General features: G+C 46.7%; 16 protein-coding genes. All 16 read right to left on the reverse strand.

The window, feature by feature from the left end; genetic code table 11:
- Positions 1-137: 137 nt before the first annotated feature.
- Entirely contained in the window at positions 138-2,795 is a 2,658-nt protein-coding gene (pglZ, locus tag LQ901_RS09560; protein ID WP_233672185.1) for a BREX-1 system phosphatase PglZ type A, read from the reverse strand.
- 17 nt (positions 2,796-2,812) lie between these two features.
- Complete coding sequence (locus LQ901_RS09565; RefSeq protein WP_233672186.1) at positions 2,813-3,634, reverse strand: DUF4435 domain-containing protein; 822 nt, start codon at positions 3,632-3,634, stop codon at positions 2,813-2,815.
- Positions 3,631-4,692 (reverse strand): AAA family ATPase, encoded by a 1,062-nt coding sequence (locus LQ901_RS09570; RefSeq protein WP_233672187.1) that lies wholly within the window; start codon positions 4,690-4,692, stop codon positions 3,631-3,633. Before LQ901_RS09570 ends, LQ901_RS09565 begins: the two co-directional genes overlap by 4 nt.
- 86 nt (positions 4,693-4,778) lie before the next feature.
- Complete coding sequence (gene pglX, locus LQ901_RS09575; RefSeq protein ID WP_233672188.1) at positions 4,779-6,572, reverse strand: BREX-1 system adenine-specific DNA-methyltransferase PglX; 1,794 nt, start codon at positions 6,570-6,572, stop codon at positions 4,779-4,781.
- A gap of 34 nt (positions 6,573-6,606) precedes the next feature.
- On the reverse strand, positions 6,607-7,095 hold the full coding sequence (locus tag LQ901_RS09580; RefSeq protein WP_233672189.1) for a toll/interleukin-1 receptor domain-containing protein: 489 nt from the start codon (positions 7,093-7,095) through the stop codon (positions 6,607-6,609).
- Between the two features lie 3 nt (positions 7,096-7,098).
- The gene (pglX, locus tag LQ901_RS09585) at positions 7,099-9,045 is read right to left on the reverse strand and encodes a BREX-1 system adenine-specific DNA-methyltransferase PglX (RefSeq protein WP_233672190.1); all 1,947 of its coding nucleotides are present in this window, start codon (positions 9,043-9,045) and stop codon (positions 7,099-7,101) included.
- A gap of 50 nt (positions 9,046-9,095) precedes the next feature.
- On the reverse strand, positions 9,096-9,857 hold the full coding sequence (locus tag LQ901_RS09590; RefSeq protein ID WP_233672191.1) for a hypothetical protein: 762 nt from the start codon (positions 9,855-9,857) through the stop codon (positions 9,096-9,098).
- Positions 9,858-9,860: 3 nt separating this feature from the next.
- On the reverse strand, positions 9,861-11,120 hold the full coding sequence (locus LQ901_RS09595) for an AAA family ATPase (protein WP_233672192.1): 1,260 nt from the start codon (positions 11,118-11,120) through the stop codon (positions 9,861-9,863).
- A gap of 56 nt (positions 11,121-11,176) precedes the next feature.
- Positions 11,177-14,893 carry a BREX system P-loop protein BrxC gene (gene brxC, locus LQ901_RS09600; RefSeq protein WP_233672193.1) on the reverse strand — a complete coding sequence of 1,239 codons (3,717 nt, stop codon included), beginning with the start codon at positions 14,891-14,893 and terminating at the stop codon, positions 11,177-11,179.
- A 167-nt stretch (positions 14,894-15,060) separates the two neighbouring features.
- Positions 15,061-15,675: a DUF1788 domain-containing protein gene (locus tag LQ901_RS09605; RefSeq protein ID WP_233672194.1), complete on the reverse strand. Its 615-nt coding sequence runs from the start codon at positions 15,673-15,675 to the stop codon at positions 15,061-15,063.
- On the reverse strand, positions 15,672-16,271 hold the full coding sequence (locus LQ901_RS09610; protein ID WP_233672195.1) for a DUF1819 family protein: 600 nt from the start codon (positions 16,269-16,271) through the stop codon (positions 15,672-15,674). Before LQ901_RS09610 ends, LQ901_RS09605 begins: the two co-directional genes overlap by 4 nt.
- A gap of 416 nt (positions 16,272-16,687) precedes the next feature.
- Positions 16,688-16,870 (reverse strand): hypothetical protein, encoded by a 183-nt coding sequence (locus tag LQ901_RS09615; RefSeq protein WP_233672196.1) that lies wholly within the window; start codon positions 16,868-16,870, stop codon positions 16,688-16,690.
- Between the two features lie 322 nt (positions 16,871-17,192).
- Positions 17,193-17,825, reverse strand: coding sequence for a hypothetical protein (locus tag LQ901_RS09620; protein WP_233672197.1), 633 nt, complete (start codon positions 17,823-17,825; stop codon positions 17,193-17,195).
- Between the two features lie 55 nt (positions 17,826-17,880).
- A complete protein-coding gene (locus tag LQ901_RS09625; RefSeq protein ID WP_233672198.1) occupies positions 17,881-19,386 on the reverse strand; it encodes an inovirus-type Gp2 protein in 1,506 nt (501 codons plus the stop codon).
- A gap of 123 nt (positions 19,387-19,509) precedes the next feature.
- Complete coding sequence (locus tag LQ901_RS09630; protein ID WP_233672199.1) at positions 19,510-19,722, reverse strand: AlpA family transcriptional regulator; 213 nt, start codon at positions 19,720-19,722, stop codon at positions 19,510-19,512.
- Positions 19,723-20,250: 528 nt separating this feature from the next.
- Positions 20,251-21,597 (reverse strand): site-specific integrase, encoded by a 1,347-nt coding sequence (locus LQ901_RS09635; protein ID WP_233672200.1) that lies wholly within the window; start codon positions 21,595-21,597, stop codon positions 20,251-20,253.
- Between the last annotated feature and the right edge of the window lie 471 nt (positions 21,598-22,068).

Here is a 22,068-nt window from a genome sequence, read left to right on the forward strand (position 1 = left end):
TCATTTCATCGTATGGCATCAGGAGTCACTCCAAGGCATAGCTCAGTACTATGCCTTATTTCATTTATCAAGTTTTGCAAACTAAACAACGTCACTAAAACAGACCTCTGACAAAGCAGCAATTCTATCTAGCAACGTTAAAAACCAAAGTCATTCTGAATAGCCAGATCAATGGTTATCGGATATCGAGCCAGTTCGATACCATCGTCATCATCTTGTAGCAGCAATTGATATTGTGCCTTGCGATCAAAATCAGAACCGGTCAGTTTCAAACGAACATCCTGTTGGCGCTGCTCAAGAACACTCGACGTGGCATCAAAACAGAGTTTTTCAATCGCGGATACCGCTTGTCCATTAGCATCCATAACGACAAAACGAACCGTTCGTGGTTTATGGCGCTCATCCACAACATCCGTTTGTAAGAAGCGAATTTTGTCGATAGCGTTAACCAGTTTGATCGGTTGGTAAGTTGGAACGATATTAACCTTGGTCTTCTCGTTTAACGCCTGTTTTTTGCCGCGTAACACCTGAACTTCCAGCACCGGCACACAAATCTCTTGCAACATAGCGCCGCCATGTACAAAACGCGCACCGCCAACAAAGTGGAAACGGCTTACCCCTTTTGGCAACCAGAAGCCCACATCAGAAGAGCCACCTACAGTATTGCTAATATCCCCCTGCCAAACATCTTCATTTGCAGGTAATTGTCGCCCAACCAGATAGCGTTTTTTTGCCTCTAGGGTGCCCGAAGGCTCTACCTGCAACTGAGCTTTAACCCCATTTTCAGGGGCCACTCGCTGGAATAAGAATCCATGATCTGCCGTTACCACCACCTGAGTAACACCAAATCCATTGATAATCTTAGTTACCAGATTATTGAGCTCATCAATTGCCTGACGCACCGCCGAGAAGGTTTGTAGCTCGGTAGCTTGTTTGTCGCCGATAGCATCAATAACATCATGATAGACATAGACCACCCGAGCATCGCCAATCGCCTCATTAGCCTGAGCGCGAGTCCAGCCTTGTAGTGATTTGGCTGAAATAGCAATACCACCCACTTTAGCCAGAATAGCACTGCGATTATCCAATCCAGCACTGCTCTGGCCATCAACCAATACTGTTGCACTCCCTTGTGCATAATCAATGTGCTGGTGGGGTAATAAAGCAGCCATACCTAATTGAGTGTAGCTTGGTAACACGCCAAGCTGACTGCCGAGTTTGGCAGCAAAGCGTTTAGCCTCGTTAATTTGCCCCTGCAGTTCATGAGCCACTTCATAGCGTAGTGCATCACTGATAATCACAAACTGGCGTTTGACTCCAGCTTGCACAAATCGCTTGCGTACAACATCGTTATAAAAGTTGGCTTGCGCTGGAACGCCTAAATTCCAATGCGTTAGCACCTGCTCTTTTGCCAGCAGACCATCCCAGGCCAAGCCCAGCTGATAGAGATACCAGTTAACATAGAGATCTTCGATCTTATCAGCCAACACCGCCAATACCTCAACAGCCTGCCCTTGTAAGTGCAGTAACGCCTCATTGAAAAGGCGATAGGCCGCATCAAACTGGTACAGTTCAGTCTCATAGGCTTGGTACATACTTTGTGCCGATGCAAAATGAAAACCATCGGGATAGTTTCTACGCAGCTCTAATAAGTTCTCAGCATGCATCAACGCTTGATAGAGGTGCATATATTTAGGTTCAAACCCAGACCAAAACGCTTGGCGACGGCGCGAAACCAGTAAGCTAAATTCGCTGCGGCTCAAACTAAGATCGCCGTCTACCAATCCTGCCACCAGCTCACGAATCAACGCCTGTTCAATAGCTTCAAAACTGGTCACTTCCGCCCAATGTAAGATCTCTTCAGTAGAGAGCCCATTAAGCCGATTTGGCAATTCGAGCTGCGCTGCCACCGCCTGTGATAACTTGGCAAATGCACCTCGGTGTTGCAGTGAATCACGCCACCCAGCCAGCAATGCCATGGCATTGGCGCGGCCGGTTGGCGTCACCAATAGCTGTGATTGCAGCCAGTTTGGGCGCTGATCTGGTTTGGTCACGTCAAGCAATTCATAACTTTCACTGGCAAAGAGCTTACGGATAAACTCCCGCAACGATGGCGTATTCTCTTCTGCTACCTGATAGCCATAATCCCTATCTAACAGTAACCAAAGGCTTGGCAGTAACCCATATTGCGCTAACGGTGCTAATGCCTCTTCGAGTTGGTTATCATCATCAACGACGCAAGCACCTAATTCTCTGACCACATCCGCCAGCTGGGCATGACACCCCAGCAACACGCTAATCATTTTCAAATCGAGCGAAAGTGCATCTTCAACGCCACTACGCCCATCTAAGCGACGTTTCAACGCTGCGGTACGCTCTTTGTTAGCAAAGAAAGTGCTGCGCGAGGCGATGTAATCCCGTAACGCCATATTGGCGAGCCCCAACTCATTGAGCAGAATCGAAGCGGCATCGGCATAAAACGTTGTGCTGTAACGGCGCATATCAAGCAGCCAATCTTTCGCTGCTGCAGGCTCAGGGGTTGGCCAGTACAACAAAAAAGGCTGAGCGGGCTCTTCAATCTCAATTCGCCGCCTTACTTGCAACTGAGAGTGTTCAGCCATGTTAAGCACTGTTACGGGCTGGCCGTCTCGGTTTAATCCGGTATTTACATCAGCAGGCAACGCAGCCAGCTCTGCCACTTGGGTCATAAAGCTCTGCTCGGGATCATGCCAAAAGACAATCCGGCTTTGCTGAAACTTCTTATTTAGACCGTTTTGTAGTTGAGTGATATCCATCAATACATCTCAAGAATTTAATGCTGCAAACCCATTTTTTGCCAAAGAGGGGCAAGATCTGCCGGAGGCGGAGCACTCTGTAATAACAGATTTTGTCGCTGACTCGCCTTAGCGTGCTCACCGAGCAATCGACTTAACTCACTATGCACAACATTTGGAAAGAAATGCTTGCCATGAACAGCACATTGCAATTGCATTGGTTCTGGCCAAACGGCCATCTCGGCTAAACAGGTTTGATAGTTCGTCCAGATCTGTTCAGGCGATAAATACTGATGCCATTCATTCAGCGTTTGCCGGATAGCGTTCTCATCGTCCGCCAGCTGAATATCGAGAAGCCGCTCCTTAAACCCCAGCGCACGCAACCCTTCCCACAATGGGTTGATCACATGCCATAATGCACCGTGCTGGCGCCACATAGGCAAATTCTCAGTGATGGCGGCATGTAATGCCTGCTCTCCCCCCTGAATCTTCAGCTTCTGCACCTCTGGCAACATGGCCCAGAGCTCCGCCGGATCACACAGATAATTTTCCAAACAAAAACGAGGTAGAACCCATAGATTTGGCAGAGCTTGTTGCTTATCAGCAATCACCTCGGCAGACCATTCATCACGATCTACAACGCCAACCCAATTAGGCTCACGCGTCAGCAGTCCCAATACACTTGCTTTCTTTCCTGCCTCTGCTACGGCCCAGCGGTTTTCCCAGCTTGCATCTATTTTCCCCAACCAGGCACTGAAAGCATGAACATCATCAGGCCCTTCAACCAGCAAAACTCTCTTGCCCGTAGCGCCAACATATTGCTGTTTGATATCTTTCTGTTTGTTATCCAGCCAGCTCATGCCCACGCTCCCTGCAATTCAATACGCAGCCCTTGCTGTTCATAACGCTGCCAAATATCAATACTATGGGAAGTTAGGATCAATTGGCCTTGCTTACCAGCCACCAGTCGTTCGAGATTGGCGAGCAGGCCACTGACCAATGAAGGATGTAGATAGAGATCAGGCTCATCAATCAACACAATCCCACCGGGTTGTAACCAGCGGCTAATGAGATAAACAAGAATCAATACCTGATGCTCACCGGCACTCAGTTCGTCGAGTGAGTGGCGCACGCCGCGCTGCCCCTTAATCTTGACACTCAGACGATTTTCACCGGGAGCGATATCCGACTCAATCTCTTTGCCTTGCAAAAACAGGTTCAGATTACGCAGCACCTCATGAAATTTATGCAACTGGGTGGTTTTAAGAGCAATCAGTGAGGGCTCTAACTGCCCTTTCCAATCATCATTGACAAGATAACGAGTCAGCCAACGCTGACTCAACAGGTCTGGCTCCGGTGAGCCTACATTGCGTTTTGGATTTACCCAACGCCGCTCTTCCGCATCAAGATAGATGATGTTCGGAACATCCACTTTATCGTAACTCAGCAACATTCGGCGACGCTCTGCTGTCAGCTCATGCATCCAATCGTCAGCAGGAAGCTGCAACTCTCGCTTCGGTTTACCCGGCTTTCCAGTTTTGGCAACCGTTTCCCCTATCCATGCCACATTCGGGTGTTCCGCTTTCACACTGCCTATCCACTCTGCATTACCAAACAACAAACCCACTGGCTGATGGGTAAAAGGCGCGAGTTGATCAAAAATGATGATGATGCCTTCCCACCGCTGTAACCAAGCCCTCGCAACATGATTTTGTGGTAACGCTTTTTGCTGATCAATCCACCAGCCTGCGGCCTCCCACAGCATGGCGATCGCGCGTAATACCGTTGATTTGCCACAACCATTCGGACCGGTAAACAACACCTGTGAATGTGCCCCACCTCGCCAGTGATCTTTTAGTTCGATGGGGGATTGCACCAAAGGGCCAACGCCATTCAGGTAAAGATGAGTGATATGCATAGGCTATTTTCTCCAAAATCCGAAGCACTATTCTAACTACATCATGTGTTCAGGCGACAATTTACTGACACCTGAACCTCAATACATCACTCGCCTTTATCACCGCTGATGGCTTTTACATCACTCAGTAACGTGCCGAATTTGCCGTAGTTAACCTTAACGCCATCATCCAAATCGAGGCTGATACGCATATCAGCGTGGTGTTTCAGCTGATCATCAAACGCACGCAGCTCGGCGAGCTGCTTGGTGAGGCTATCTATCTCTTTGCTAATGCGCTTAGCATCACTGGTGCTCGCTTCTGCTTGCTCCATGCGTTTGCGCTCAATACGGCTGGCTATTTGGCCAAGCAGTGGCGTCACGTATTCAGTACGCATCCGTGGTAAGGTGGCTTCGTTATAGCGGTGCAGGTAAACCAAACACTCAAAGGCCTTTTCTTTACCAGAGCTAAACAGCCAGTAAATTGGGCGTTTTTTATAGGTTTTTAGGTGATCTTTGTAGAATTGCGTAGTGAGGTAACGGCGCAAAGTTTCACGGGAGGTTTCACCGCCCTTTTTCACCGGCTTAATGGCACTCAAGCACAGGCTATCGGCGATAAATTGCAGGTTTTCTTCAAACTGCTCCGCACCCCACACTGTGCGCACAAAGGCTTCAAAGCGTGCCGCCACATCATCAGCAAACCAGCTCTCTGCGCTCAGTGGCAAGATGCCATCTTCATCGGCGGCAAAGGTGGCATACGCCCCTTCCTCCACCAGCGCTTTAAAGCCCTCATTACCGGCATGGGCGTACACTAGCCCTTCGCGGTCGAGTGAATAGCGGCCCATCATGCAGCCGATGGCGTAGGAAATCAGCTCGCAGATGGTGTCCGATTGCAAGTGTGCCTCGCGCTCTTCGTCGGTCAGATTGCCGCCATAACGATAGTGCGGATTACAGGTGAGGGTGATTTCACTTAAGGGGACTTCGGGGGTCAATTCATCCTGTAGGCCGTAGGCGTCGATAAAGATCTTGTTGTTTTCCTCTTCGAGCCGCTGCATTTCGAGGGTGGTTTCGTGCATATTGCTCCGAAGCTCTTGAATGCAATCCTTAATGCATGGACTGTTATCAAATTGGAGTAAATCTGCTTTAGAAAAGCTCCAAGAAGTTTCCAAAGCATTCCAGTCTTGCAACGCCAGATCAACGCACTTATTTCTGTTTAAACCAAGTTTATTATTACTTACATTCGGCGCGGGCAAATTAAGTATATGGCCCAACTTGAAATCGAGCGTAGGGGCCAACATTTTCAATAAATGATTCGTAACTTTGCTATTAAAAAAAGCTTCATAGAGTCCCTGATTTTCAATTTCGTTAGAAAATCCCATGGGGCCTTTTGCATCAAACATGAACCCAGTTGTGACTGTCCGTACAGCAAACGTCCCACTTGAAATACCTGACCAAGTAAAACCTGCTCGAAAACCATAGTCGCCGTTGTAATTATGCGATCTAACCCGACCACTCACAGGGTCTTTAAAGATTCGAAGCTCCGCACCGTCGTCATACCAATTAACGACATACTCATAGTTCCCTGCCCACCGTCTAAAGTCACCTCCTTTTACATAGGGGAAATATCTATTTCCGCTTTTTTTTGCATGCTCGGAATCTTTTATTCCAAAACCTATTTTTTCGAAAGAGACCTCATGCCATAATCTCAGAAATAGGTCGTTACTACCTGTTGTAAGTCCTTCTCGTGTTTCGATTTTGTCTGATATTGGTTGGTTGTCTGCAAAAGTCATAAGAACTTTGTCAGACGCCCAGTACGCAATCGCTCGCCCCGGGATCTTACCAAAATCCGCTGTCGAGGCGCGGTAAAAGTGTTGTTGCATGTCGTTATTTTGTTGTTGGCTCATAAAGCCACCTCTTAATTCAATTTGTTCAGTTCGGTTATTTCAGGTTTGCCGCGAGCCAATCATCAATCTGAGCAAACACTCCATGGGCAAATTCAGCTTTACGCTTGCCCTTTAATTCGGTAAAGGCGCGGGGCGAGTTAAAATCTGTCGAATGCAGACGATAGATTTGCTGGTCTTGTAGCCCTTTTAAGTCGTGGCGATCAAAATCCACTGGTGCCAACATCAGCGGAAAACAACGCTTGCCGCCATGCGCAAGGTAAGTCGGCAGCTCCTGCTCCACAATAAACTTAGATGCTAAAAACGCTGGGGAAATAAGCAGCATGCCAAAATCGGTTTGCACCTGAGCGCGGGCAATCTCGTCGCCCCAATGGTCGCCAAGGGTTAACTTGCTATCACTCCAATATTGATAGTCAAACCGCTTGGCAACTGCCGTTTGCTCGGTAAGCAGCGCCATCAATTGCTCTTTCGCACGGTGATTCGCGTGGGCGTAAGAGACAAAAAATTTCACTGGTTGCTTACTCATAAACTACCTCAATGCAGCCTTAAACATCGCCGCCTTTTCCGCTTCAGAGCCCCCATCCACCAGCCTGAAATAAGCACCTTGATAGGTTGGTAAATGGGTTTGCGCCAATACAAAGGCTGTAGTAGATACTACCTCGCCACCGATACTGTCAAAGCCGCGAGCACCCAAGTGGGCCATTCCCAGAATAGTGTGCTGCCCCAGAATACGGGCGCGTAATGCCTCAAACGAGGAGAGGAACATCCAGCTTTGCATGGTGATCATGGCAACCGTACCTGCAGCGGTGGTGAGATCCAGATTGCGTTCGATAAAGATGGAAAACAGGTCTGATTTACTGTTGGGGAACTGCTTTTTGGCAAACTCTTTAAGCTCCGCATTCATCCCCTTGCTACCCATATAAGGCGGGTTGGCAATAACGGCATCATAACGTTTGGCGAGTACGCTGGCTTGCTTGAGCAGCGGCAGCAGTGTTCGGGCTGCCGGTTTTTGTTGGGTATCACCGTTAAGGCTTAAGCTGTGCAAAGTAGCCGCCAACTCATCAATTGCGGTTGCTTGCTCAGCAGGTACCTCAATCAACGAGCCCAACGTTTTGGCCGATAGAAAGCGCTGATGCAAATCATTCAGCAGGCCTAAGCGCGAATCATTAGCCGCTATCGTATTCGGCGAACTGGCAACCTCTTCGCTAGCAAATAAGTCTTGCACTTGGCCTCTATTCCAATCGGCATTCAAGTTCAGTGCCTGCCACAGCTTGGGTATATTGAGCGAACGGCTCTCTTGCAGGGCATAGATGTTGAGGCTTAGTTCGCGAGAGAAAAGACGACGGTCATCTTGGCGCGCGCGCATCAGCAACGCAAAACCTGCCAGTTGAGCAGCGCGATCATCAATATCGAGGCCATAAAGGTTGTGGGTGAGGATCAGCTGCGGAATCTCACGGCTACGGTAGCCACGCTCTTCGTAAATACGATAGAGAATGTTATAGGCTTCTACCAGAATGTGGCCTGAGCCACAAGCGGGATCAAGCACCTTGATAGACTCAGGCTCAATGCTATTTGGTGTTAACTGGGCTAACTGCGCCAATACCTCTGCCGGTTGTTCACCGGTGGCCACGTAGTAAGGCATCTCTGCGGCAAGGCTTGATTCAGGATACGTTTGCAGCCAATAGCGGCCCAATGAGTTTTGTACCAGATACTGCACAATCCAGTTCGGGGTAAAAAGCTGAGTTGCTGCCGGAATATCCTCAGATTTTACAACCTTGCCGATAACCTCATCTTTCCTTTCACTGATATAAAACTGATATAGCCAGCCAATGACTTCGACCTGCGCCCAATCCTGCTCAGGAATCTCATCCACCAGCTCACGCCAAAACGCATCGGTACGGGTGAGGCCAGTAGGCAGTAATAACTCGGTTTCATCATCAATGGCTTCAAACAGAAAAGGCATCGCCTGATGCAGTCGGTGGCACTGACCCAGCAACAGCTCACGGAAGAGCGCTTCTTGCTCGTTACCCGCCAGCATGAGATCAAGCAGAGCCGGTTTATTCAGATTAATCCCTTCACTGATCAATGATTCAATCACTTCAGGGGCGCGATCGAGCACTTCAAAACCCAGTGGCTGCGTTGGATGTGAAAGCAAACGCACACCATGCTCAAGGTAGCCCTCTTCGCTTTTAAGCTCCATAAAGCGAATAGCACAAAAACGGTTAAACCACGTGTAAGCCATTTGCTCAATCAGCTGAGCAAACCCCAGACTTGTTACCCGCTCTTGCAGGCGGTTAATGGCTGGAGCAAAACGCGCCGGATGCGTAAAACCCGCGACTTGCAGTACATCACCACTCACGCTAGGGGCACTGACTCCCTTTGCGGTGATACCGAATTCTCCGGCACGGGCAACCATGGCTTTGATAAAGGCGCTACGCGCCCGAGGTGCAACTTTTTTGAGATTGTTAGTGTTCATCTTGTTCTCATCATTTTTATTCGAGCAGCGTGTGCTAGCAGGAGTAGAGCTTAATCGCTAACTGCCCCGCATAAATTGCTGATCCGCTGTTTTACATCATCGCGAAACTGGTTAAAGGTCGGCATATCCAACCTGTCTAGTTCGATGGTATTAACAACCGGTAAGAGATCGCCGCGATGATAATCAGGATTTCCCAAATGTTGCCCCAACACCGCTTTCGGAGCTCGCATAGGTGAGCGATCATTACCTGATAGCTGGGTTTCAAGCTGAGCACAATGCTGATAGGCATCGGGTTTACACGAGCAAATAAACCAAGCCTCAGATGTAGGCTGCGGCACCATCGCGATACCGCGTTCAGCAAAGCCTGCAGCTCGAAAGCCTTCGTTTATAGCCTGCACTAGGTCGAACGGATCATGAGGATCACTATTAGTGCCGTCTGTGTCATGAAAATAGATCGCCAGTTGGGCCTCTGTGGCAGCACCCGTTTGTTGCGCTAGCTCACCTAATACTGCTGCTCGCTTGCTATGAATGAGATAACCTTGCTTGGTCTTTTTACTGGGCAATTTGATGGCGGATCTTTTTACCAAGAGCCTCATTTCTGCAGGGGCAACTAATACCGATGGAATAGCATGCTCCTGCTGCAAATCGAATAGGTCTGCATTCCACTCAGGTAAATGGCGCACCAAAAGCCGATGAGCCAGGCGCAAGATAGGACCAACTTCAAGATTATCGCCATGCGCATAGGCTTGAGCATTCCGGCTACAACCCATATCTGTTGGACCTTCACCGAAGACGAGTAATGTATGTAACAATGGTTATTCCTCCTCGAGGGAAGATATCGCCATCAACTCGGCAGCCTCTGCGACTCTAGCCAGAGACAGATCCAGCATCGACTCCCCAGGGGAAAGACACTCTAACCGCTCTGCCGCCATTGGCACATCAAACAAGCGAATAGCACGACTGACACCATCTGGCCGTTTGTAAATCAGCAATACACTTTGACGTGCAATGTCATCTTCCAAGTAATTAAGCACTAGCGGGCTGTGAGTCGTGACCAACAATTGTTTGGGTGAGTGAACCAGCGCATCTACCAATGCTTCGGTGATCTCTGGATTAACGCCATTCTCAACTTCATCAAATAACACAAACTGATAAGGGCTAAATTGCTGGGCTAAAATAGCCAGCAGGCGCAACATACCATCATTGAGATGGCGCGCCTCGGTGATCATGTCATCAGTTCCACTCGCATGAGCGTTATAACGCTCATGTAGCTCTAGCTTTACCGCGCCACCGCGCAATATGCTGGTATGAATTTTGGTCACTTGTGGATAATAACGTTGCAAGTTTTGAAGCAACTGATCACGTTCATCCGCTTTCAATTTGTGAATAAAAGCACCTAGCTGCTGACCACCGCTACCGATATCATCGGCTAAATCTGCAAGGCGTGTTTTACGCCGCAACTGCTCCGGCGAAAGCAAATCGAGAGAACGAATAGCCTTAATGCGTTCGCGCAGTTTACGTAGCAAGGGGGAGAGCTGATTGTCTTTTAGCTGAGAGAGCAGTGACCCCTGATAGGTAAAGGGAATATCTTGCCATTGATTTTCCTGTGGCTGGTTTTGCTGAATGGTGGCTAACCGATACTTCCCCCCCCGCAACACAAACAGGGGTTGCTGCAGCGTCAACTCTTTTGTTAACAAATGCTCAACGGGGTAACCAAGTGCCTCAATTGACTCGCGAGTACAAGCCAGCCGTGAGCGGTTGAAGGTCGCTTCCCAGCGAAGCGGCACGCCATCAATATTCAGCTCCAGCGCCAGTTCAATATTGGATTTGCCATTTGCCAACCGGCTGGTGAGATCGGTGGCCGACCAGCCTCTAGCATCGAGCCACTGTTGCACTTCACCACTCATCACATGAGCAGCAAAATCGAGCGCTTGTAGAACGGTGGTTTTACCGGCCCCGTTGAGTCCAATTAGGCAGTTAAAGCGAGCAAGCGGCAGGCTAAAACCGACTAGGGATTTAAAGTTGTCTATTTCAAAACGGCTCAGCATCTGCTGCTCCTTTTTTTGATTGTTCAACCACCTCTCCTCACGTCCACGTCACCGACATAAACAGGAGGAGAGAATGTTCGTTATTACTTAATCCGCACTCGCTTACCGTTATTAATGGCCTGCTGCAGACGATTACGTAGCTTGCTCAAGTAGGCCTCAATATCCTGATCTGTTTCAATAAACAGATGGCTATCACCAAGCAGTTCTGTCGGTGAAACCAGCTCAATCGGCTTGAGCACGGGTTTTACGCTAACAGGAGGTTTCTCTACCGTGTACGCAGCAGTACCGCTATTCAAACCCGCTGATGGCTCCTGAACCTCTGTCGCTGCTGTTGCCGTTGTTGCTGCGGAATTTTTAGCCGCTTTTACTCGTTCAGCTTCTATACGCTCAGCCTCCGCACGCTGTTCAGCACTAAAACGGTTGATAAGCTCAATCACTTTGTCTTCTTCGTCATCCGCTTCTTTAACTAAGCTGACCAACTCATGCAACGAGACGCTGGACGCAATCCGCTCTTTAAGCAATACAAAAGGCCGCATAGCTTGGTTTTGCAGATTAGCCGGTAAATCACTGATTGTTGGCTGTATTGCCAACTGAATTTGCTCAATCGCCTGCAAGCTTGATACACGCTGCTGCTCGACTAAGCGTTGGTTAATAGCGCTCAGTTGTTCTACTAACGAGCCAACATTACGCAATTTGGCATATGGCTTTTTATCATCATGGATGGCTTGTAACTGCGTAAATAGTGCTGCGGCATCCTGCTCTTGCTCAAGCGCACGGCGGTTAGCACGAAACTGCTCATTCAGCGCTCGTTGTAGTTGCATCCACGTATCAAACTGGCGAGTATAAAACTCTTCAACCTCTTCAAAATCTTCTGCAAAATCAAGCCACTCATTACTTTGTACGCAAAGTGTCTCAATTAAGGCATAGCTGTTATTGCCAAGCTCTAATAAACCCGCCACCAGCCGTTTGCCATTTTCCACCACCGCTTGCCCTGGGCAATGACTCTGCTTTGCTTTGAAGGCAAATTCATTGAGCAAGCGCTGCCATTCTTTGAGTTCACTTTGCAGTTTGTTTGCTAACTCTTTTTCGCTGCTATCAAACGGTTTTTGAAAAATATCTTTAGCCAGACGCGCAGCCTTCACTATTTGCTGCTCGCTATGCTGGCGAACTCGGCGAATACGCAAACTGGTATGGCTTCGCACTGAGTTGAATTGCTCATAGCTACGATTAAGCGGCAAATCACCGTTCGGCGTAGACAAAGCTGCCTTACCCAACAAAACCAAATGCGCCACTTGCAACATCACTTCATCACGGTTCCAGCCATACGGACGCGAACTGAAGCGCTCAAGTAATTCTTTAAGGTAAACCGGCTTGTTAGCTTCTTCTGATATGTTGAGATAAAACTCAATTTCTTTTTTAGCTTTGCTATTCGGATCTTCTTCACCAAGATGCATATTGAACTGTGCAACATCATCCGTCGTGATCACAGCATGCAACTCTTGCTTCGGATTCGCACCACAGCTCTTGAGTAAACTGAGCTTCTGGAATGAGTTCTCAATAACATAGCTATAGGCATCATCCAGCATGTTTATGACGCTAGCTGACTTGATTTGTAGCTCATTACCAATAGCGAAAATCTGCGCTTGCTTAACCAACTCCTCAAACAGTGATTTTAGGCGGTTGCGGCGCTGAGTATTTTCCATTGCTTTCTCAGCCAATAACTTCTCTTGCTCTGGCCGTTGGCTACGATTGTTAGCGAGGAATTTATCGGTTTTAAGCCACGTATCAAACTCATCCCACAGCCGTTTTTCATCCGGTAAACGGATCACGACACTACCTTGACCTTCCAAGCTCAAGGCTTTGCAACCCTGATCGTTATAGCCGTCAAAATTAGCATCCAGAGGCGATATCACTTTGAGCACCAGATCCGTTTGTACGCTGCCATCATAAGGATGACCGTTACAAAAACGAGTGACTGGGTAGTCTTGCTTGTTAACCGAATAGCGATACTGACGGCGTCCGCCCATTACCTCGTCAAAGAGGATTTTCGACAGTACACGCGTAGTCTCTGTACTCTCAACCTGAGTGTGCTTAATCTCTTGCTCAACTTCTTTCTCTTCATTGGTTAAGAAGACATATTCATCACCATTTCTGGCAATAAGAAGTTGGTTTTCTAGGCGATGTAAGCTAGCTTCAATCCGCTTTTTAAGGGCAACCTTATCGGTATCAATCTCATCAATTGATAGGGTTACTAGGTTATCCAGCGTTGATTTAACTAAATCGACATAACGAATTAAAAACAGTGATTTGAGAATATTGATATCGTAAGGATCAAGGCTCTGCTTCTCTGCGGCCTGCTCAAAAATACGTTTTACGTTAGTATCCAAAAATGACTCAATGGCTGGATAAAAAGCATAGAACGGTACTAATACACCAACCCCTTTATTCATTTGCTGGCGCGCTGCATTCTGGAATGCATCTAGCAAAGATCGTTCACCACGAGAAAGGCTCTTACCAGTTGCCCCAACTTTACGGATTGCCTCAAACACTTTCTGCACCAGCAAATACTGGTAAGGAATAAATGGATAGTGATCGACGAACTCAACGTTATCACGGTAATTAGCTAGCTCGGCGGTCGTTGTTGCATCAAAGGCTAACTGGTTACGTAAAATATCGCCCTTTTGAATAAATAACTCGTCTAACTCGTCTTTCGCGCGCTCTGTTTTCTGAAGCAAACGCTTTTGAATTACTTCATTGGTATTAGATGAAGAGAGAGAGATACGGGTATGAAAGCGCCCTTGTATTTTGGAAAAATCTTGCCCTTTTTTCGCGCTAAGATCGCCAAGCACCGCATCGATGTCCTCTTGAGAGGTCACAATAACCCAAGCGCGCCCACCGCATGCAGTTCCTAGGTTTTCAGTGATAGTCTGCAGCTTTAACATCATTTGAGTGTTATTGCCGATGAACTGACCCACTTCATCCACTAAAAAGACGATGTGTTTACCTTCTCCTCCATTTTCTTGAGCCGTGCGATCTAAGTACTCACGCACCCACTTGCAGAAGTTACTAATATCGAGAGTAAACATGGATTCGAGGTTTTCCATGCTTTGTACGGAGGAGTCAGCGGATTGGCCGGTGGCATGAGCCCACGCTTGTGCCATTTCATCTCGGCAAAAGCCATACGCATCTCGCTCATCTTCCCACGTAGAATTCGTTAACTCTGCAAATTTGGTCTTGAAGGTTTGGTATTGATTGCGTGCATCAAGCTCCCGCTCAAGGTGAGCAATATGAGGATGATCGGAGCAAAAACCGAGGCGTTCGTTAAATACGCGCAAAAATACTTTGAGGATGGCATCTTCTTTATCCTCAGTATCGGCACGGCTATCGATGTTAAAAAGGATCACTTCAGTTTGGCGATTCACCGCCGCGTGAATATCGCTATAAAGTAGGCGGTCACTGATCTTTTCTTTGAAGAAGTCGATAGCTGTTTTGATCTGCTCACCATGAACCGCTTTTTGGTTACTAAGCAGATAAGAAAGAATTTTAATAAAATGTGATTTACCTGAACCAAAATAGCCGGAAACCCAGATGCCAATCTTCCCTGCTACACTCGGATCATCGGGGTGAGTTACGCCTGGTAGATAAGTTTCGAAAAAGTGGCGCAGGTGACGGTCAAGCTCACGGGTCACCACATACTCATCCAGCTCAGTCCAGATAATTTGTTCATCCAATTGTTCTGCTTTCACCACACCATTGATTGGACGATCCAGTTTTTTGGTAAATAGCTCTTTGATTTGCATCGATGATCCCGTGTTTATTGATAACTGTTACCGTTTCTCGTGGCTGCTTAGTAATTTGCGTTATAGCGCCGTAAGGCACCCAGCACTGAGAGACAAAAATAGGGCGTAGGCAGCCCTCACCTTACTCTGGCTGATTCGCTTATCTTGGGCTTGGTAAATTCTGCCCCTTAGTATTTCGAACCATGAGGTACCAATTGAAAAGCTCTGTAATAATTTGCAGTTGCCACTTCAGCGCGGTCTAGATCAAAAGGATACAGCTCAAGACCGTTGTAGCGACCTGGATAAAACAGAACCAGAGGAATTGCGCCCATATGCGCGTGAAGGGCATTGAGCAAACTATGGCCTCGAAGTAGTGGCCAACACTGGCCAAGACCAGACAAAAGCACGAATTGCGGATTAGCCGGATGAATTTTAGACATCAGATGTTTCGCCACCCGTCCTTGCTCTAGCGGCCCTTTCAGCGCCTTGGCTAGCTCCTCTGTACCTTTTTTTCGCTCCAGCTCAAAGGCTTTATCCAGCAGCTTTCGCTCCTGTAACAAATCGAGTAATTCTTCGAACAAGTTCAGGTGTAGAAAACGTAATCCTTGTTTACGTACCTGCAAAAGACTTGATTCTAGATATTCACGCACAACCAACTCAAACTGGGGTGGATAATCAAAAATATAGAATCCAATCTCACCACCCAACTCTTGGTTATTCAAAAAGCTATCGCGTTGCAAACGTGCAGCAACCTGCTCCAAACGTGTTTTAAGCTGAGCCTCACTATCCCACCGTACACTCATCGCGCTAACTCCATAGCGTCATAAGCCTTGAAGCACCCTAGGCGCGTAGACCACTCTCTCATTTCCGGCAATAGGTATACATTTTTCAGCTTTCTTGACCGCCCTGACTCTAGGTAACCTACATCCGCCAAAATCTTAAATACGTTATTTCCCATTTTTTGAATGGAACTCTCTGAATACTGTTCGAGACCATCAATGACACGTTGCCGTGACAAAATAAAATCATGCCAATCATCACCACACAGTGATTCACGATACATACGCCGAGCATCAGCAACTACGGTCGTCATAAAATCCCCTAGAACAGGCGATTGACATATTGCGGCCAACAGTAACATCTGATTCGCTAGCACATCAGAAACTTGCAGTAATGCTGCCCAAAAATCCTCACCCATTGGCTCAAGTCTTTTGCGCAGGGTTGATGACATTCGCTTGGCACTATGCACTGATGTTTTTTGCAATGCATTCTCGTTAACAATGGCGTCATTCCAACGGTCGTCATCTGGATGCTGTAACAGCAGCGCTGCAACCACTCTGCTCTCACGCAACATGATACTGCCACCGATGATGTCGCCCAGATACGCTTTGGCCGTCATAACTACTCTCTTTAATCGACAATTGGCTCTCAAACACCATTATAATACGCGAAACAAGCCACCTTGCCTTCCGCCAAGTACCTCGCTGTACCTTCCAAAGTCATCATGTGCAACGAAGGCCAATGACCTTAACGAGTGAATGTGAACGATAAGCATCCATAGTAAGCGCATTAGACAATCATTCTAACAAAGATGACACTTTGAACACCTGCGCTACATCCTACTTGAATGCACAACTGTAGTGATCACACTCGAGAGCTGATACAAAAATCACAAACCCAGTATACGGTTACCTGTATCGTCATCCGATACTGAACAGATTTACATGTCGTGTTTTGGAGCAGAGGGTTTTGTAGCCGAAGGTGTGGAAAAGATGTGGTAAGCAATAAGATCCGTTCCGCCTAACAAGTAGCCATCTATTCAGGCGTTTTTTTTATGTGAGTGTGAGTTTTAGCTGGTGGCTGAATGGTGTTTGTTTCTGTCTTTTCCTGCTCCATGTGGGCATCATATTCGCGCAAGGCCTCCTCATAAGCGGCACGCGCTTCGAGTGACTCGAGGGCTTTCGCTCTTACCTCTTTATGCTCTACGGGCTTAACCATTTCCCCATCCTTCTGGTCATTTACAGTCATAGTATCGGTTCTAACTCATTACAGCATTTAGTGATTTCACCACAGCCAATCATGCTTTATAACCGCCCGTTCAGTTGCGTGAGAAACCCGCTAAACTTGATGCTCAATGCAGCGTATTACTACGTTATGCACTGCGTAATTTAGCCACCATCAAGCTAAGTGATCATCTACGCGTAAATATGTCAGCGTTTTTAAATTTTACTGCATGTGATCATGTTCTTAAAGGTGATCACTTACGCCTTGTGATCACCTTGATTAGCCAGTGCTGACGCTATGATTTTTGACGCTTAACTTATGCAGATGGCGTAAGTGGATAGCGTTTTTTAAGTCTCTCGGTGATTTGCTGCTGAATAGGTTTCCAGCCCTGCAATTCTGCAAGCTCATTCATCACATAGTCATAAGTACGGTGAGCTTTGCCTTTACGGTCTACAAACCGACACAGGTAATGGCGTGCTGTGCTCGATGCTATCCCCTGCTCTTCGGCATAGGCCGCTACGCTGTAGCCATAGGGTTTGTAATTGCGATGGTAATTGTCATGGTGCTGCTGCCAGTATTCATCCATCGGCTTTTGCTGCAATTGCCGTTTAGCTGTTTTATGGGTCAGCTGACAACGCGCAATGTATTCATCAACCGTTACCCCATGCGATTCGTTTAAACGTTGAAAACGGCGACGGTGCAGATCCCAAAACTCACGGATAAGCCCTGAATAGCCACCCGCACATTTGAGCTGGTAATAAAGCGCATTACGCGAGAGCTGATACTTCCTAGCAAACTCGGTAATGCTGATTCCGGTATTCATGAGCTCATAACGATACCGTTCACGCCACCATACCCAGTATTCGTACTTGGTCTTTGGTTCGTAATCCACGCACAAAAACAGTAGCGGTGATGGCAGTGGTTTACGCTTACGTTTTCTTAAATGCATCAGTGTATCTCCTATTGCATACCAACCGCCGCGCAGCTGTAGGTATCAATGAAGATCACATCCAATGTAACAGGATGCTTGGGGTAATCAGCCCCTGAGAAAAATTCACCACGTAACGACGTAAGCTGGTTATCGGTACGTTATGCAGCTTGGCATAAGCAGCGACAGATACACCTTGCGGCCAATAGTCACTGTAATAACGCTCGGCATGTGTTTGCCATTCGGCACTCATCGGTTTACGGCGCAACTGTCGTTTGGCATCGGTGGTCTTGAGCTGGTGGATAGCCATGTACTCATCAAGGCTCAATGACGATTGTGCCCACTGCATACGATGTTTAGCCCAGAAAAGTTTCCTGATGCTCGACACCTGTAGATCGCGGGTGTAATCCCTAAATTGTTGCGCTGTTAATCCGTAGCGTTCGCGATACTCTGCCGGTGATACGCCCTCGGTGAACGCTTCAAACAGGAAATTATGTCTATGCGCTTTTGCATGAGCTGAAGCTGGGTGGCTTGCTGAACTCACCAACTCCGCCACGACAGACCGCTTAGTTTTACTTTTGGATGCTGACTTAACTGAGTTCTGTTTCGCATTCTGTTTTGCGCTCTCTTTCAGAGAGTCATTTACTTGAACTTGCGTGACTGCCTGCAAAATAGCGTCAGCAATCGGTGGCATAGAATCTTGCAAATCAGCACTGGCAACAGGCTCGTGTAACTGCTGCTCAGATACCGCACAGATGGATGAAGGCCACACACCCTGCGTAAAGACGCTGTCGAGCAAAGCTGGACTTGTTTCCGATACCAATGGTTCACGGTGAGCATTACGCACATCGGCTTCTGACATAGCAGGGCTCGGAGACTTGTTAGCACTTCGCACTCGGCCTCGTGATTTACGTTGACCAGCCGCTTTAACCATACCTCGATTAATACGTCGTACCGATGAATCAACCTCTTTGGTTTCTTTTTTCGCAAAATAACTGCAGCGACGAATTAGCTTTCTCAGAGACTCAAAATCATCGCGTTTGACAAGATATGTCTGATTTTCAGGACACCAGTAGCGACCTTGGCTCACATTTTTCCAGCAACTTCCCGCTAGCAAATTGAGCTTATAAGCACTTTTTATCTTGTGGCCGTTAAACAAGAAAATCGCATGATAATGCTGAGTACTTGACGTATCAGTTTTTTCACGTACCCAGCAATAGCCAAAAAAAGACTCAGGGTACAACTTGCCGAACTCACGTTTGAATACCCGCAAGAAGTCACTCATCACTTGATTATTGCGGCTGTACTCTGGGGTGAAGAAATCATAGCGCACGGCAAATACACGTGAGCTTTTAACCAACGCATCATCAATGATCAGTTGGCAAATTTTCTTCATGATGGACAGATCAAGCTCGCCATCCTCAGACAATACAGGAAACCATATATCTCTATACGAAAAACCTTTTTCGTCTTTTCTGGAATACTTGAGCGCTGGTTTTCGGGTAGTTCTGCCTTGCGGTATATTATTAATATCCGAGGTATTGCATTGCGCTACTTCTAGTGCCATATCAAAATAAATCAATGAGTTAAATCATTTACACTCATGAGTCACACGCAAACAAAAGATAAGCTTTTGCTGCATCTTGTCTCACGTACGTCGAAGGCAAAAAAACAGGGCAGATAATCATATCTGCCCCATATTTTCTTACTTCAATGACAACATCATTGAATTATCTTTATCTTGCAACCAAGTAAGATAATCACTTTCCAACCACCCCACGGTTTTTCCAGCAACCATTTTTGGTTGTGGGAACAAACCGTTCTTGACCCAACGATGCAGCGTTGCACGTGAGCAGCGCAGAAGAGACAACATCTCTTTAATGCGAATAATGCGGGGCGCTTTTGCAATTGTATTCATATTGTTCAGCCTCTAAAAATACCGCCGCGCAGCGTGATTTTAAACAGGCATGAAATTACTTTAGCAAGAATGATACATCGTGGGTTCGTAAGATAAATCTACGGATTTAAAATAGTCACACAAAATGCATGCCCATGATAAAAAATCAAAATCAGAAATCCCTTACATTGCCACTCACGAAACCAACTTAATAAACATTGATACTAAAGCAACGATTTGAAAGATAACCATATCTAAGAATTGATGCAATTCACCGTGTGAAAAAATCAAGAAAACTTGATACACCTCACAACTCATCGGGGTGTATACTTCGAAAAATGGAATGAATCAGAAATATAATTCTCTGACTCCCCACTGTACTTAAACGGAATTAATCTCACTCCCATTTGTACATACCGTCTTATTTCTCAAGAAAAAGAGTGATATTCTGTTTGAAAACAGAGTATTTTTATTGATTCCCCCTCCTACAATGATTAATTGCAGGCCTTAGTTCGTAGCTCAGATGAGGGATCTTTTACATTAAAGACATTAGCGCCGACCAAATTGCACGCTGATGACATTATCTGACACCAGCTCACCGTCAGGCCGAGGTTCACTGGCAATTTCTGATGCAACAAGATCGCCCCAGCGCATCCACGTATCTTTCATTTCATCATCATGCTTAGCACGATGATATGTGCGTACCAGTTTGTTTTGTGGCTGGTGGTTGAGGCAACGTTCAATGATCCGCTCTTCAGTCCCCAATCGTTCAGCCCAGTTACTGGCCGCACTGCGGCGCAGATCGTGCACAGTAAATGATTCTAGCTCTGGCAACCGGCGAACACGTAAATGGTTTAATGCTTTAGTTATGCTATCGCTTCGTATCGCAACATTCTCACCTAGCATGCAGGAACGGTCAGTTTGAAATACAACATCACCCGTAGAATAAGTACGCTGCAGTCCAATAATTGACAAGGCCAAAGTAGACAGATAGACCGTATGTGATTTGCCATTTTTGGTTTCAGGTATCACCCAACGATTACCTAAAATCTGGCTAAAACGCATCTGTGTAACTTCACTCCGACGACATCCTGTCAGAATAAGAATTTTGATAACATTTGCCGCAGGTAAAGAGATAACTCCCGCTGATGAAACACCCTTCCCGCCCGATTTAACTCCACCAGCACTAGCCAAATCATCATCTAAGGCCTTCCAAAGTGCACGCAACTCAGAAACAGGCAACCAGCGCTCTCTTGGCGCACTTGCACTTGCACCAAAATCTTTTGGCCGCAATAAACGAGCGGGATTAGTATCAATAAAGCCATGAACCATGGCGTAATCTAACATCTGGTTTAACGTTCCCAGTGCCTTACGAGTCTCATCTTTAGCCTGACGCCGCGAGATCTCTAATGCTTGAGATAAATGAGATCGCGTTAAATCCAACAAGCGAACTTTATCGAGATGTTTCTTCAAATAACAATTCCAACGCTGTAAATGCCTAGCGAGTGTTTGAGGCTTTACTGTGTTTTCGCTTGCTTTTGCATCTAGCCATCGCGTCAATAACTCACCCATAGTTAGCGCCATCTCATTGAGTTTTTTCTCTTGCGCAAAATATTGCCTTGGGTCAATTCCTTTTTTTACTAGATCAACAGCAAACGCGTGCAGTTTTCTTAATTTCGCGAGTGAACATGCGGGATAGGTTCCCAGAACATAATCATGTTGCTTGCCTGCAATACGATAACGATAAATACCGCGCGTCTCTCGTCCTTCACGAAGCTCAACAAGCAGTCCGCCTCCATGCTTACTCGTAACAGTGAAACGAGCACGTTTTTGCCCTTCCTTGAGACGCAAGGCAGAGATTTGTCTATCTGTACTTATTGGTTTTTTTTCTGTCATTTTGACAATCCGATACCATTTTCGGGCCCAACATGGGGCCCAACAGAAAACATGGTATAGAACGATATATGATGAGACAGAATATGACAAGGAAATCGCGTAACCAATTGTTTTTAAATAGGTATGTGAGACATGGTGAGACGTGATGATTTTCAATAAAACAGCATATCGCGCTTCTCCTAAGGGGAAGGCCACTGGTTCGAATCCAGTCGGGAGCACCATTAAATCAACAAGTTATAATCACCTTTATCTGGTGAGAAACGAAAATTCTCATCTGGCGTACTTGTCGGCGTACTTATTTAGCCAAGTATAGCTCACCTGTAACTGTCATCATTTTTTTATCGCTTTTATAAGGCGATAGTCAATCAGAACAAAAAATAGTCACTTTCAAATTTGGTGCGTTTTTTTCCTATTTTGGAATGCAAAAAAATTGTGACCTCTCCCCAAATTTCATCTCAATGAAACTCGCTC

Origin of the sequence: Plesiomonas sp. PI-19, from assembly GCF_021368255.1 — a bacterium.
GTDB classification, from domain to species: domain Bacteria; phylum Pseudomonadota; class Gammaproteobacteria; order Enterobacterales; family CAMTGL01; genus Plesiomonas; species Plesiomonas shigelloides.